General features: G+C 74.0%; 12 protein-coding genes. 4 read left to right on the forward strand and 8 right to left on the reverse strand.

Annotated features, from left to right (window positions below; translation table 11 throughout):
* Positions 1–900 precede the first annotated feature (900 nt).
* Positions 901–1950: a LacI family DNA-binding transcriptional regulator gene (locus ACIBL4_RS01265; RefSeq protein ID WP_399405253.1), complete on the reverse strand. Its 1050-nt coding sequence runs from the start codon at positions 1948–1950 to the stop codon at positions 901–903.
* An 81-nt stretch (positions 1951–2031) separates the two neighbouring features.
* Positions 2032–2700 carry a TetR/AcrR family transcriptional regulator gene (locus ACIBL4_RS01270; RefSeq protein WP_399405255.1) on the reverse strand — a complete coding sequence of 223 codons (669 nt, stop codon included), beginning with the start codon at positions 2698–2700 and terminating at the stop codon, positions 2032–2034.
* 130 nt (positions 2701–2830) lie between these two features.
* Here ACIBL4_RS01270 and ACIBL4_RS01275 point away from each other — a divergent pair, with 130 nt between their 5' ends.
* Complete coding sequence (locus ACIBL4_RS01275; protein WP_399405257.1) at positions 2831–3394, forward strand: NAD(P)H-dependent oxidoreductase; 564 nt, start codon at positions 2831–2833, stop codon at positions 3392–3394.
* Positions 3395–3560: 166 nt separating this feature from the next.
* Here ACIBL4_RS01275 and ACIBL4_RS01280 read toward each other — a convergent pair whose 3' ends face one another.
* The 4 genes from ACIBL4_RS01280 to ACIBL4_RS01295 are packed head-to-tail and all read right to left on the reverse strand — an operon-like array spanning position 3561 to position 8332.
* Positions 3561–4697, reverse strand: a complete 1137-nt coding sequence (locus ACIBL4_RS01280; RefSeq protein ID WP_399405259.1) for an XdhC family protein — start codon at positions 4695–4697, stop codon at positions 3561–3563.
* Positions 4690–6804, reverse strand: a complete 2115-nt coding sequence (locus ACIBL4_RS01285) for a xanthine dehydrogenase family protein molybdopterin-binding subunit (protein WP_399405261.1) — start codon at positions 6802–6804, stop codon at positions 4690–4692. The genes ACIBL4_RS01280 and ACIBL4_RS01285 overlap by 8 nt, the downstream gene beginning before the upstream one ends.
* Positions 6801–7793, reverse strand: coding sequence for an FAD binding domain-containing protein (locus ACIBL4_RS01290; RefSeq protein ID WP_399405263.1), 993 nt, complete (start codon positions 7791–7793; stop codon positions 6801–6803). The genes ACIBL4_RS01285 and ACIBL4_RS01290 overlap by 4 nt, the downstream gene beginning before the upstream one ends.
* On the reverse strand, positions 7790–8332 hold the full coding sequence (locus ACIBL4_RS01295; protein WP_399405265.1) for a (2Fe-2S)-binding protein: 543 nt from the start codon (positions 8330–8332) through the stop codon (positions 7790–7792). The genes ACIBL4_RS01290 and ACIBL4_RS01295 overlap by 4 nt, the downstream gene beginning before the upstream one ends.
* A gap of 241 nt (positions 8333–8573) precedes the next feature.
* Between ACIBL4_RS01295 and ACIBL4_RS01300 the strand changes: the two genes are divergently transcribed.
* A complete protein-coding gene (locus tag ACIBL4_RS01300) occupies positions 8574–9182 on the forward strand; it encodes a TetR/AcrR family transcriptional regulator (RefSeq protein WP_399405267.1) in 609 nt (202 codons plus the stop codon).
* Positions 9183–9188: 6 nt separating this feature from the next.
* Here ACIBL4_RS01300 and ACIBL4_RS01305 read toward each other — a convergent pair whose 3' ends face one another.
* On the reverse strand, positions 9189–10094 hold the full coding sequence (locus tag ACIBL4_RS01305) for a LysR family transcriptional regulator (protein WP_399405269.1): 906 nt from the start codon (positions 10092–10094) through the stop codon (positions 9189–9191).
* A 117-nt stretch (positions 10095–10211) separates the two neighbouring features.
* On the opposite strand from ACIBL4_RS01305, the gene ACIBL4_RS01310 reads away from it, so the two are divergent.
* Positions 10212–10442 carry a hypothetical protein gene (locus ACIBL4_RS01310; protein ID WP_399405271.1) on the forward strand — a complete coding sequence of 77 codons (231 nt, stop codon included), beginning with the start codon at positions 10212–10214 and terminating at the stop codon, positions 10440–10442.
* 4 nt (positions 10443–10446) lie between these two features.
* On the opposite strand, the gene ACIBL4_RS01315 is transcribed toward ACIBL4_RS01310, so the two are convergent.
* Positions 10447–11433 carry a MarR family transcriptional regulator gene (locus ACIBL4_RS01315; RefSeq protein WP_399405273.1) on the reverse strand — a complete coding sequence of 329 codons (987 nt, stop codon included), beginning with the start codon at positions 11431–11433 and terminating at the stop codon, positions 10447–10449.
* Positions 11434–11489: 56 nt separating this feature from the next.
* On the opposite strand from ACIBL4_RS01315, the gene ACIBL4_RS01320 reads away from it, so the two are divergent.
* Entirely contained in the window at positions 11490–12791 is a 1302-nt protein-coding gene (locus ACIBL4_RS01320) for an MFS transporter (RefSeq protein ID WP_399405275.1), read from the forward strand.
* The last annotated feature ends 2 nt before the right edge of the window (positions 12792–12793 follow it).

The following is a 12793-nucleotide window of genomic DNA, read 5'->3' on the forward strand; positions in this document are numbered from 1 at the left end:
CGATCGATCGGTCACCGGCTGACGGGTGAGCGGGACTCCCGTGAGTGTGCGGCCGGTTCGGCGGTCACAGGGCAGGACGCGCCGACCGAGCCGCAGCCGCGCGGGCCACGGCGGCGTGCGTACGCGCCCCCGTTTTGTTGAGCATGCAACATCCTAGCCATGCCACGGGCCGCAGAGCGGCCGAACGGGCTCCGCGGGGGGCCGTGCGGTCGGGGCGGGGGCCGGGGCCGTGCCGTCCGGCCCGGGGATCCCGGTCCGGATCGGGGGGCCCGCGGTCCGCCGGGGACGCGGTCGGGGCCGCACAGTCCGGGCCGATGACCCCGGTCCGGATCGGAGACCGCGCGGTCCGGCCCGAGGGCCCCGGGCGGATCGAGGCCGCGCAGCCCGGATCGGTGACCCCGGTCCCGATCGGTGGCCGCGCGGCCCGCCGGGGGCCCTGGCCGGGGCCGCACAGTCCGGGCCGGTGACCCCGGTCCGGATCGGGGCCACGCGAACTGACCGGCGATCCCGAGTAGCTGCCGAGCGGTGGCCGCGCGAGCCCAACAGGTCGGTGCGACCCGGACAGGCTCCGCGTCAAATCCCCAGCGTGACCGCAGGATCCCGACCGTGACCGCGGGATTCCGAGCAGCTGCCGCGCGAACCCGACCGGCTGCCACGCGAAGCCGAGGTGGTCGCCGCGCGAGGCTGAGCGGTGGCCACGCGAAGCAACCCGCCACCCAAACCCCACCGGCCACCACACGATCCCGAGCGGTCGCCACGCGAACCTACCCGCCGCCACCACAACCCGACCGGCTCCCCCGCGAACCGACCCGCCACCCGAACTCGACCGGCCACCACGCGAAGCCGAGCGCTGGCCAACGCGAACTCGGCCAGACGCCGGCCGCACCCGGCAGGGCCCGGCTAGCTCGACTCGCGGTGGAGCACCGTCGCGCCCAGCACCTTGTGCGTCTCCGGCTCGGTTCCGGGCTTGCGCACGGCTCGGTCGACCAGTTCGGCGAGTTCGCGGCCGGAGGGCAGTTCCAGGCGGACCGTGCTGAGCCTCGGCCGGAGCAGCCGGCCGAGCATGAGGTCGTCGGCGCCGATCACGGCCGTCTCCTCGGGGATGCGGATGCCCTCGTCCTGCAGGGCCCGCACGAGCAGCATCGCGTACTCGTCGTTGTACGTGAACACGGCGTCGAGGCCGAGGTCTCGGCAGCGGGCGGCGAGGCGTGCTGCGGCCTCCTCGTCGTAGGCGAGCGGCAGCTCGGTCACCGTGGCGTCGGTGCCCCGCACCGACTGGCGCACCCCGTCGAGCCGGGGCGCGGAGAACGCCTCCAGGCCGGGCTCCTGCGGGACGACGACGCCGATGCGGCGCCTGCCCCGGTCGTAGAGGTGAGAGCCCGCACTGTGGCCGACCACGTCGTGGTCCATGAGCAGGGCGTGCGCGCCCTCGATGGTCTCGGGGCCGAGGGTGACCACGGCCCGCGCCCCCGAGCGCTTGAGCACCGCCACCCCGCGCGGGCCGAGCCCGGAACCGGGCACGAGGACGGCCACGGGCCGCAACTCGGCCCAGGCGCGGGCGGCTTCGTCGCCGTGCGGGCCGCCGGTGCCGTACTGCACCACCGTGTAGTCCAGGCTGCCGAGCGCGCCCTGGAGGTCGGTGAGGAACCGGTTGTAGAGCGGGCCGACGGGGAAGGTCGGCGCGGGGATCAGGACCATACGGCTGTGCCCGGCGCGCAGGCTGCGGGCGGCCGCGTGCGGGACGTACCCGAGTTCCTTCGCGGCCTCGTGGACCCGGCGTCGGGTGGGCTCGCTGATCCGTACGGCGCTGGTGTTGTTGAGGACGTAGGAGACGGTCGCGCGCGAGACGCCGGCCAGGCGGGCCACATCGGCGCTCGTGGGCACGGAGCGCAACGGTGCGGGCGACGGGGGCGCGGGCGTTTTGGGTATCTGCACCATGACGTACGGCATCTTGGCAGAAGCCCCAATGCGCGGGTCGGGCGGGGGAGTTGTGAGGAAGCCGTGAGCGGTCACGGGGGCCCGGACGGGCGCTCAGCCGCCCGTGGCCGTGCCCGTGACCCGGTCGACGAGGTCGACCCAGGCGTCCTCCAAACGGGCCATGGGTATCCCGCACTGCCGGGTCAGGTGGTGGATCAGGGCCGGGTCGAGCTGGCCCATCAGGGTGTGGGAGAGCAGTTCGCAGTCCGCTTCCGGGACGGCCTGCCGCAGCAGCATGCTCACGTGGTGGCGCAGCACCCGGCGGGGCGGGGCGGTGAAGCGCCGGCCGGGGCCCGGCTCGGCCGCCAGTTGCAACTCCAGTTCGTCGGTCGAGCGGCGCAGCATCGCGCGGCCGAACGCGCGCAGCCGCTCCACGGGCGGCGCTCCGGGTCCGAGCGGCGGCGGCCCGGCGAGGAACGCGGCCTGGAACTTCTTCTCCGAGTGGTCCAGCAGCGCCGTCAGCAGGCCGGTGCGGTCGCCGAAACGGCGGAAGACCGTGCCCTTGCCCACACAGGCCTCGGCGGCCACCGCCTCCATCGTGACGGCGTCCGCGCCGCGCTCCGCGACCAGTCGCGCGGCGGCCTCCAGCAGCCTGGCCCGGTTGCGCGCGGCGTCGGCCCGCAGGCAGGGCTCGTCGGGCTCCAGAGCGGTGCCCAGCTGGAGCAGCTCCGGGTGACCGACGGACTCCTGAGGCGTCGGGAAAGGGGGCGGGACGGTGGCCATGAAGCCAGCGTAAAGCATCGGGAACAAAACTGGACCGCGGTCCGGTTAGGGTGCTACAACAATAAACGGACCTCGGTCCGGATCGTAACGGCAGTGTTTCGGAGCCGTCTTTCACCACCTGGGAGTCAGCATGTCTGTTCGTATCCTCGCCCTCGTCGGCAGCCTTCGCGCGGGTTCGCACAACCGCCAGCTCGCCGAGGCCGCCGTCAAGCTCGCCCCCGAGGGTGCGGAGGTCGAGCTGTTCGAGGGGCTGGCGGAGATCCCCTTCTACAACGAGGACATCGACGTCGAGGGCAGCGTCCCGGCCGCCGCCGAGAGGCTGCGCGAGGCCGCCAACGCCGCCGACGGCCTGCTCCTGTTCACGCCCGAGTACAACGGCACCATCCCGGCCGTCCTGAAGAACGCCATCGACTGGCTGTCCCGCCCGTACGGTGCCGGTGCCCTCAGCGGCAAGCCGGTGGCCGTGGTCGGCACCGCGTTCGGCCAGTACGGCGGTGTCTGGGCGCACGACGAGACCCGCAAGTCCGTGGGCGTGGCCGGCGGCAAGGTGCTGGAGGACGTGAAGCTGTCCATCCCCGGCTCGATGACCCGCTTCGCCGAGACGCACCCGGCCGACGACGCCGAGGTCGCCGCGCAGCTGACGGAGGTCATCGCCCGCCTGCACGGCCACGCCACGGAGCCGGCCGCTGCCTGATCCGCTCGCGCACGGTGCCACGGAGGGGCCGCGGCCGGTGACGGCCGCGGCCCTCCGGCATGTCGTCGGCACCCGCCCGTCGGCGGCACCGGCCTGTCGGCGGCACCCGCCCGTCTGCGGCTTCGGCATCTCGCCGGCTCCGACGTGTCGCCGGGGTGGTCGGCGCTCAGACCGGCTGCGGCAGCGGTCCGGCCGCCCGCTCGTCCCGGTGGATCGGAGTGTCCGCGCCGGTGAGCGGCCGGCCCGTGCCGCCGTGCCGCGCGGCGACGATCTCGGCCGCGATGGACAGGGCGGTCTCCTCGGGCGTACGGGCGCCCAGGTCGAGGCCGATCGGTGACCTGAGCCGGGCCAGTTCGCGCTCGCTCACGCCCGCTTCCCTTAGCCGCCGGCTGCGGTCCTCGTGGGTACGGCGGGAGCCCATGGCACCGACGTACGCCACGGGCAGCCGCAGGGCTTCGGTCAGCAGGGGGATGTCGAACTTGGCGTCGTGGGTGAGCACGCACAGCACCGTCCGCGCGTCCGTGTCCGTGCTCGCCAGGTAGCGGTGGGGCCAGTCGACGACGATCTCGTCGGCGTCGGGGAAACGGACCCCGGTGGCGAAGACGGGGCGGGCGTCGCACACGGTGACGTGGTAGCCGAGGAACTTGCCCGCCCGTACGAGGGCGGCGGCGAAGTCGATCGCACCGAAGACGATCATGCGGGGCGGTGGGACGGCCGACTCGACCAGCAGGGTGAGCCCGCCCGGGCAGTGCGAGCCGTCCTCGGACACCTCGACCGTGGCGGTGCGGCCGGCGTCCAGCAGGGCGCGGGCCTGAGCGATCGCCGTGCGGTCCAGCTCGGGGTGACCGCCGAGACCGCCCTCGTGGGTGCCGTCGGGGCGTACGAGCACCGACCGGCCGAGGAGGCCGGCCGGGCCCTGGACCACTCGGGCGAGCGCGACCGGCTCGTCGTGGGCGGCGGCCGACAGTGCGGCGGTCCGGGCCGCATCGTCGGCGTCGTACGGGGTGACCATGATGTCGATGACCCCGCCGCAGGTCAGGCCGACCGCGAAGGCGTCCTCGTCGCTGTAGCCGAACCGCTCGACCCGGGTCTGCCTGTCCTGGAGGGCCTGGAGGCACAGGTCGTACACCGCGCCCTCCACACAGCCGCCGGAGACCGAGCCGATGGCCGTGCCGTCGGCCGAGACGGCCAGGGCGGCGCCGGGAGGGCGCGGGGCGCTGCCGCCGACCGCCACGACGGTGGCGACGGCGAAGTCCCGGCCCTCCTCGGCCCAAGCGTGCAGTTGCCCGGCAAGGTCAAGCATCGCCGTCCGCCATGAGGACGCGGTCGGGGCGGATGGGCAGGTTCCGGTGGCGGACGCCGGTCGCGTGCCACACGGCGTTGGCGACCGCCGCGGCGGCACCCACGATGCCGATCTCGCCGATGCCCTTGATGCCGACCGGGTCGTCCGGGTCGGGGTCGTCGACCCAGTCGGCCTCGATGTGCGGGATGTCGGCGTGCGCGGCGACGTGGTAGCCCGCGAGGTCGGCGCCGTAGAGACCGCCCGTGGCCCGGTCCCGGACGGCTTCCTCGTGCAGGGCCATCGAGATGCCCCAGATCATGCCGCCGACCAGCTGGTTGCGGGCGGTGAGCGGGTTGACGATCCGGCCGGCCGCGAAGATGCCCAGCATGCGCCGTACCCGGACCTCACCGGTGGCCGGGTCGACGGCGACCTCGGCGAACTGCGCCCCGAAGGAGTGCCGTTCCTTCTGGGCGAGGGCGCCGATGGCCTCGGCCGTGTTCGAGCGTACGGTGATGCCCTCCGGCGGAATGTCGGCGCCCGGCGCGAGGCTCTGCCGCAGCTCCCCGGCGGCCGCCGTGACGGCCCACGCCCAGGAGCGGGTGCCCATCGAACCACCGGCGATCATGGCCGGGCCGAGGTCGCTGTCCCCGAGGCGCACCCGGACCCGGTCCGTCGGCACGCCCAGCGCGTCGGCGGCGACCAGGGTGAGCGCGGTCCGGGCGCCGGTGCCGATGTCCGCGGCGTTGATGCCCACCGTGAAGGTGCCGTCCGCCTCCGCGGTGACGGCCGCCGTGGAGGGCATGGCTCCGGAGGGGAAGGAGGCCGCCGCGGTGCCCGTGCCGACCAGCCAGCGGCCGTCTCGGCGCACGCCGGGCCGAGGGTCCCGGTCGGCCCAGCCGAACCTGCGGGCGCCTTCCCGGAAGCAGGCGATCAGGTTGCGGCTGCTGAACGGCAGCCCGGACACCGGGCCCACCACGGGCTCGTTGCGCACACGCAGCTCGATCGGGTCGATGCCGCACCGCTCGGCGAGCTCGTCGAGCGCCGACTCCAGCGCGAACGAGCCGGGCGCCTCCCCGGGTGCCCGCATCCAGGTCGGGGTGGGGACGTCGAGCCGCACGATCCGGCTGGTCGTGTGATGCGCGTCGGCGTCGTACATCGCCCGGCTCGCGGCGGCGCTCGGCTCCACGAACTCGTGCACGGACGAGGTCATGTTCAGGGACTGGTGTTCCAGGGCGCGCAGCCGGCCGTCCGCGTCGGCGCCGAGCCTGACCCGCTGGGCCGTGGGGCTGCGGTAGCCGGCGAGCGAGAACATCTGCCGGCGGGTCATGACGACCCGGACCGGGCGTTGCAGGACGGTCGCGGCCATCACGGCCGCCACCTGGTGCGCGCGCACGCCCTTGCTGCCGAAGCCGCCGCCGACGTGCTCGGAGCGCACCCGCACGGAGGCGGGGTCGAGGGAGAACAGGTTCGCGAGCTCGCCTGCGACCCAGATGGTGCCCTGGTTGGAGTCGACGACCTCCAGCCGGCCGCCCTCCCACAGGGCCGTCGCGGCATGCGGCTCCATCGGGTTGTGGTGCTCCTCAGGAGTGGTGTACTCCGCGTCCACCACGACGGCGGAGGAGGCGAGTTGGGCCTCCAGGTCGCCCTTCTCCACCACGCCCGGCGCATGCCCGTCGACCGGATACGCCTCGGTCTGCCGCTCGGCGGAGAACGCGACGTCGTGCGGTTCCTCGTCGTACGTCACGACGAGGGCCTCGGCGGCCTCCCTGGCCTGCTCGGACGTCTCGGCCACGACCAGCGCCACCGGCCAGCCCATGTGGGCCACCCGGTCGTTCTGGAAGAGGGCGACCGTCGGGTCCGGCCGGACACCCAGCAAACCGACGTAGTCGCTGTCGACGCGCGGGGCGTTGTGGTGGTGGAGCACGGTGAGGACGCCGGGCATGGCGAGGACGGGTTCGGTGTCCACGGAGCGGATGCGGCCGCGGGCGACGGTGGACAGGACCAGCCAGCCGTGGGCGAGTTCGGCGAAGGGGATCTCGGCGGCGTAGCGGGCGGCTCCGGTGACCTTGTCGCGGCCTTCGACGCGGGTGTGGGCGGTGCCGACAGAGCCCTTGGTGGCGGTGGTCATCGGGCGGCCTCCTCGGCGAGTTCACTCAAGCCGGCCACGACGAGGTTGCGCATCAGGGTCACCTTGTATCCGTTGTGGGGCAGCGGTTTCGCCTCGGCCAGTTCAGCGTCCGCGGCGGCCGCGAAGTTCTCGGCGTCGGCCGGGGCCCCGAGCAGGGCGCGTTCGGCCGCGCGGGCCCGCCAGGGGCGGGAGGCGACCGCCCCGAAGGCCAGGCGTACGTCCTGTACGCGGCCGTCCCGGACGTCGAGGGCGGCGGCGATGGAGCCGATGGCGAAGGCGTACGAGGCGCGCTCGCGCACCTTGCGGTAGCGGGAGTTGGCGGCCACCGGGGCGGGCGGCAGGGTGACGCCGGTGATCAGCGCGCCCGGCGGCAGGGCCGTCTCCAGGTGCGGGGTCTCCCCCACGGGCAGGTAGAAGTCGGCGAGGGGCAACTCCCCCGGCCCGTCGGCCGTTTCGTAGGTCACGACGGCGTCGAAGGCGGCGAGCGCCACACCCATGTCGGACGGGTGCGTCGCGACGCAGTGGTCGGAGGCGCCCAGGATGGCGTGATTGTGGTGCTCACCGGTGACGGCGGGGCAGCCGCTGCCGGGGTTGCGCTTGTTGCAGGCGGAGGTGACGTCGGCGAAGTAGCCGCAGCGGGTGCGCTGGAGCAGATTGCCGCCGACGGTGGCCATGTTGCGCAGCTGCCCGGAGGCCCCGGCCAGCACCGCCTGCGCCAGCGCCGGGTAGCGGAGCCGGACTTCGGGATGGGCGGCGAGGTCGCTGTTGGTGACGGTGGCACCGATGCGCAGTCCTCCGTCGCCGGTCGGCTCGATCTGGTTCAGGGGCAGTTCGCGGACGTCGACGAGCAGGGCGGGCCGCTCGACGCCGGTCTTCATCAGATCGACGAGGTTGGTGCCGCCGCCCAGGAAACGGGCTTCCCCGTCGCCGTCGAGCAGCGCCACGGCGCCGGAGACGTCGTAGGCGCGCTGGTAGCCGAACTCCCTCATGCGGCCGCTCCCTTGGTCTCGGCGGCCCGGGCCACGGCCTGGACGATCGACACGTACGCGCCGCAGCGGCACAGGTTGCCGCTCATCCGCTCCCGGATCTCCTCAGGGGTCAGCGGTGGCGGTCCCACGTCGGGGCGTATGTCGTCGGTGGCGGCGCTGGGCCAGCCCGCCGCGTGCTCCTCGATCAGGGCGATGGCCGAGCAGATCTGCCCCGGCGTGCAGTAACCGCACTGGAAACCGTCGAGGTCGAGGAAGGCCTGCTGCACCGGGTGCAGTCGATCGCCTTCGGCCACGCCCTCGATGGTGGTGATCTCACGCCCCTCGGCGGCCACGGCGAGCTGGAGGCAGGACACGGCCCGGCGGCCGTCGACCAGGACCGTGCAGGCACCGCACTGGCCCTGGTCGCAGCCCTTCTTGGTGCCGGTCAGATCCAGGCGCTCGCGCAGGGCGTCGAGGAGGGTGGTGCGGTGGTCGACGGTCAGCGTGTACTTCTCGCCGTTGACGGACAGGGTGAGGTCGCTGGACGTCGATGGGGGCATGGAAGCCTTCTTTCTCACGTCGCAAGGTCAGGCGGCAGGTGGTTCGTGGGTGGCGGGGCCGGTTCGCAACGGTGCAGGATGCGGGGCAGTCCGGTCGCGGCACGGCCGTCCGGGGCTGTCGGCACGGACGTCCCGCCGATACGATGGAGCAAGCGGACACTTGTCCGTTACCCGGAAACGTAACGGACAACTGTCCGCTTAACAAGGGCCGGGTTTCGGCCAAGGACCGCGAGGAGGGTGAGTGCGGCAGAAGAAGGACGCTCCTCTGCGCTCGGACGCGCAACGCAACCGCGAGCGCATCCTGGAGGTTGCGCTGGTCGAACTGACGCGTGCGGCGGACGCTCCGCTGAGCGCGATCGCCAGGAAGGCGGGCGTCGGGCAGGGGACCTTCTACCGCCACTTCCCGAGCCGTGAGGCGCTCGTCATGGAGATCTACCGGTACGAGATGCATCAGGTCGCCGACACCGCGGCACCGCTGCTGGAGTGCCGGGAACCGGACCGGGCGCTGCGCGAGTGGCTGGACCGCTGCGCGCAGTTCGCCATGACGAAGGCCGGTCTGGCCGACGCGATCCGCCAGGCCACCGGCGGGCCGGGAAAACCGGCGAAGCCGGCCCCCACCCCGCTGATGGAGGCGGCCGAACTCCTCCTGCGCGCCAACGAGAAGGCCGGCACCATCCGCCCGGGAATCACCGCGGACGATCTCTTCCTGGCCGTCGGCGGCCTGTGGACGATCGACCCGCACACCGACTGGCAGTCACGCGCCGACCGCCTGCTGGACCTCGTGATGGACGCGCTGCGGGTGGGGGCGCCGGGCGGTGACGGAGGTTCGCGCAGTTCCCCACGCCCCTGAGTTGCTTCAGGCGACTGCCGTGAGGGCCAGTTCGCGGAGTTCCCGGAGGGCCGTCGCCACTGCCGGGCGGGCGTGGCCGCCGCCGCGGGTGCAGGTCAGGAGCTTGCGGTGGGGGTTGCCTTCGCAGCGCACCCGGGTGATCGGGAGATGCGGCGTCAGCTGGGCGAGGCGCGGGATGAGGGCGACGCCGAGGCCGTGGGCGACGAGATGGGCGGCGACGTTCCAGTCGAGGGCGTGATGGACGACGTCCGGGGTGAAACCGGCCGCGCCGCAGGCGGACAGGACGTGCGGGCGGCAGGCGCTCTCCTCCACCGGCGCGATCCACGCCTCGTGGGCCGCCTCCGCGAGATCGATCCGGGCCCGTCCGGCCAGCCGGTGCCCGTCGGGGACGACCAGGTCGAACGGGTCGTCGAGCAACGGCTGCTGGTCGAACCGCGTGTCGCTCAGCGGCGGATTGTGCGGGGTCGACTCGACGATCGCCAGGTCGATGTCACCCTCGAAGAGGAGGTCGAAGCTCTCCGGGACGCCCGCCTCGGTGATCCGTACGGACAGCCGCGGATGCCGCTCCCCCAGCTGGGCCGCCATCGGCGCCAGCAACACCGAGATGGCCACCGGGAAGCCCGTCACCCGCAGCACCCCGGACGGCGCCCCGTGGTCCGCCCGCAGATCGAGTTCCGCCTGGTCCCAGCGAGCCTGGATGGCGTCGGCGTGCGCGAGCAGGCTCTCGGCGGCCGGTGTGAGGCGGACCCCGCGCCCCTGCGGCTCCAGCAGGTCGACGCCCAGGTCACGGGCGAGCTGCCGGATCTGCTGCGAGGCGGCGGACGGGGTGAAGTGCAGGGCTCGGGCGGCCGCGGTGACCGTGCCGTAGTGGGCGACCGCCCTCAGGACGTGCAGCCGACGCAGGTCAATCATGAAGCCCAAGCTTCACAATGCCGTCCACAAAGTCAACCTGGACGTGTACGGATCTTTCGGCGCACCCTGGCTGTGTCGCGACGGTCAACCAGCCACGATCACACGAGGAGTCGAGACATGACGAGCACCACCGGCACCGTCTGCCCGCACTGCGGCTGGCCGGACGGAGGCGAGCCGTTCCAGGTGCTGTCCCGGCACACCACCGCGACGGGCCGCACGGAGTGGACGCGCTGCGGATGCGGCTCGCTCCAGGTCCGGGTCGCCGACCGCTGCGGCACGCGCGTCGTCTCACGCAGCAGGCCACCGTCCGGACCGGCTCCGGCTCGGTCGGGCACGGCAAGCCACTGAGCGCTCAGGCCGAGCCGTGCCGGGCCAGCCGCTCCCCCAGCGGGCTGCGCCGGTAGAGGACGTGGCGGCCGTCGCGGGCGCGGGTGACCAGGCCCGTCGCGTGCAGGACGCGCAGATGCTGGGACACGGCGCTCGGGGTCACCCCAAGGCGCCGGGCCAGCTCCACCGTCGGCAGGGGCTCGGCCAGCAGCCGCAGCAGCGTGCTGCGGGGCGCGCCGAGCAGAGCCGTCAGGGCGGGGGCGTCCGGCTCGGGCTCCGGTTCCCACAGGGTGGCGGCGCCCCGGCCGGGGTAGGCGAGCATCGGCGGTTCCGCGGCACTGACCGGCGGCGCCGGCTGGTGCGCGAACAGCGACGGCACCAGGCGCAGGCCGCGTCCGGAGCCGTCCACGTGGTGGTGTCCGCGCATCCGGTCGACGTGCAGGACGCCGTCGTCCCAGCGCAGGTTGCGGTGCAGGTCGGCGAAGAGCAGCCGGGCGCCGCCCGTCGCCAGCTGCCGTGCCCGGTGGGTGATGTCGGCCTCCAGCACGAGCCGCATCCGGGGCCAGTACGGCAGCAGCGCCGACTCCCAGTACCGCCGCAGGAGTGCGCACAGCTCCTCCAGCAGCTCCGCGACGGCAGCGTCACCGGGCGCGGTGACCGCCCGCAGGGCCGGCGGCAGGGGTCTGGGTGCGTGGGCGGCGAGCAGGTCACGGCGTACGGCCTCGGCCGGTGTGGCGCGTACGACGGTCAGCTGCTCGTCGAGCGTGGGCGCGAAGGACGCCGGCCTCGGGGTCAGGAAGTCGGGCAGCGCCAGGGTGTCCCCCACCAGGGCCGCGAGCAGCCGGGCGTCGGCCGGGTCGAGCTGCTGGAGCACGGCGGCGCGCCACCGGACGTGCAGGGGGTAGAGCGCGGGGGCCCGCAGGGCACGCAGGCTGCCCATCACCTCGCGCAGGGGCGAGATCGCGAAGCGGGTGTCGGCTAGGTCCGCGACGTCGAGCCGGAAGCTGATCATTAAGGCTCCCGCTACATCCTTTGGCAACCGCCCGGCCATGGCGTGGACTTCGGTCCATGACGGATCGCGATCACCGGCAGCCTACAGCGCACCCGGGCGCGAGTCCCCGGGTGATTCCGGCCCTGGCGCTCGTCTGCGGCGCGGCCGTGGGCAACGTCTACTTCCCCCAGGCCCTCAGCCCGCTGATCGCGTCCGGGCTGCACGTCTCGCCCGACGCGGCCGCCGGCGTGGTCACCGCGACGCAGTTCGGCTACGCAGCCGGGATCTGCCTGCTCGTACCCCTCGGCGACCGCCTCCCGTACCGCCCGCTGCTGGTCACCCTCCTCACGCTCACCGGCCTCGGGCTGCTGGCGGCGAGTGCCGCGCCGGGGCTGGTGCCGCTGGTCGCCGCCAGTGCGCTGGTGGGGGTGACGACGGTGGCGGCACCGCTCGCCGGGCCGCTGGCGGCCGGGCTGGTGCCGCGGGAGCGGCGTGGTGTCACCGGCGGCACGCTGCTGAGCGGCTCCCTCGCGGGCATGCTGCTGTCGCGCACCGCCGGCGGCGCGCTCGGCGACTGGCTGGGCTGGCGGGCCCCGTACGTCCTGGCCGCCGTGCTGTCCCTGGCGGTGGCCGCGCTGTCGGCGCGCCTGCTCCCGCTGACGTCCCCGCCCTCCTCCCAGGGCTACGGCGCGCTCCTGGCCGAACCGCTGCGGCTGCTGCGCGCGGAACCCGGACTGCGCCGCTCCTGCCTGTACCAGGCCCTGGTGTTCGGCGGTTTCTCCGCCGTGTGGACGGGTGTCGCGCTGCTGCTCACCGGTCCGGTGTACGGCATGGGAGCGGGGGCCGTGGGGCTGCTCGCCCTGGTCAACGCGGTGACCATGGTGTGCACGCCGGTCGCGGGCCGCCAGGTCGACCGGCGTGGGCCGGACGCGGTCAACCGGGTGTGCTTCCTGGTGGTGGGCGCCTCGTCCGCGGTGCTGGCGCTGGGCGGTCTCGGCGGTGCGGCGGGGGTGGCGGCCCTGGTCGTGGGCACGCTGCTGCTCGACGTCGGCATGCAGTCAGGGATGGTCGCCAACACGGTGCGGATCCAGGCACTGCGCGCCGAGGTGCGCAGCCGGCTCACCACCGCCTATATGACCTGCGCGTATCTTGGTGGCGCCGTCGGCTCCTGGCTGGGCCTGCGGGCGTACGGCCGCTTCGGGTGGCTCGGGGTGTGCGCGCTGGTCGCGGCGCTCACGGCCGTGGCCCTCGTCCGCCACCGGGGCGGCACCCGCCGCACGGCGGGGAGGTTCCGCCGGACGGCGGCGCCCGGGTCCGGCGCGGCGAGACCGATCCTGGCAGCACGAGCCGCCGCGACCTCACCCGAGGAGACGTCATGACG

This window comes from Streptomyces sp. NPDC050416, assembly GCF_044458845.1.
GTDB lineage: Bacteria > Actinomycetota > Actinomycetes > Streptomycetales > Streptomycetaceae > Streptomyces.

Coding starts and splice junctions, on each gene's coding strand:
- ACIBL4_RS01280 (WP_399405259.1), bottom strand. CDS start 4,697: ATGCTTGACCTTGCCGGGCAACTGCACGCTTGGGCCGAGGAGGGCCGG.
- ACIBL4_RS01270 (WP_399405255.1), bottom strand. CDS start 2,700: ATGGCCACCGTCCCGCCCCCTTTCCCGACGCCTCAGGAGTCCGTCGGT.
- ACIBL4_RS01290 (WP_399405263.1), bottom strand. CDS start 7,793: ATGAGGGAGTTCGGCTACCAGCGCGCCTACGACGTCTCCGGCGCCGTG.
- ACIBL4_RS01320 (WP_399405275.1), top strand. CDS start 11,490: ATGACGGATCGCGATCACCGGCAGCCTACAGCGCACCCGGGCGCGAGT.
- ACIBL4_RS01275 (WP_399405257.1), top strand. CDS start 2,831: ATGTCTGTTCGTATCCTCGCCCTCGTCGGCAGCCTTCGCGCGGGTTCG.
- ACIBL4_RS01285 (WP_399405261.1), bottom strand. CDS start 6,804: ATGACCACCGCCACCAAGGGCTCTGTCGGCACCGCCCACACCCGCGTC.
- ACIBL4_RS01265 (WP_399405253.1), bottom strand. CDS start 1,950: ATGCCGTACGTCATGGTGCAGATACCCAAAACGCCCGCGCCCCCGTCG.
- ACIBL4_RS01315 (WP_399405273.1), bottom strand. CDS start 11,433: ATGATCAGCTTCCGGCTCGACGTCGCGGACCTAGCCGACACCCGCTTC.
- ACIBL4_RS01305 (WP_399405269.1), bottom strand. CDS start 10,094: ATGATTGACCTGCGTCGGCTGCACGTCCTGAGGGCGGTCGCCCACTAC.
- ACIBL4_RS01310 (WP_399405271.1), top strand. CDS start 10,212: ATGACGAGCACCACCGGCACCGTCTGCCCGCACTGCGGCTGGCCGGAC.
- ACIBL4_RS01295 (WP_399405265.1), bottom strand. CDS start 8,332: ATGCCCCCATCGACGTCCAGCGACCTCACCCTGTCCGTCAACGGCGAG.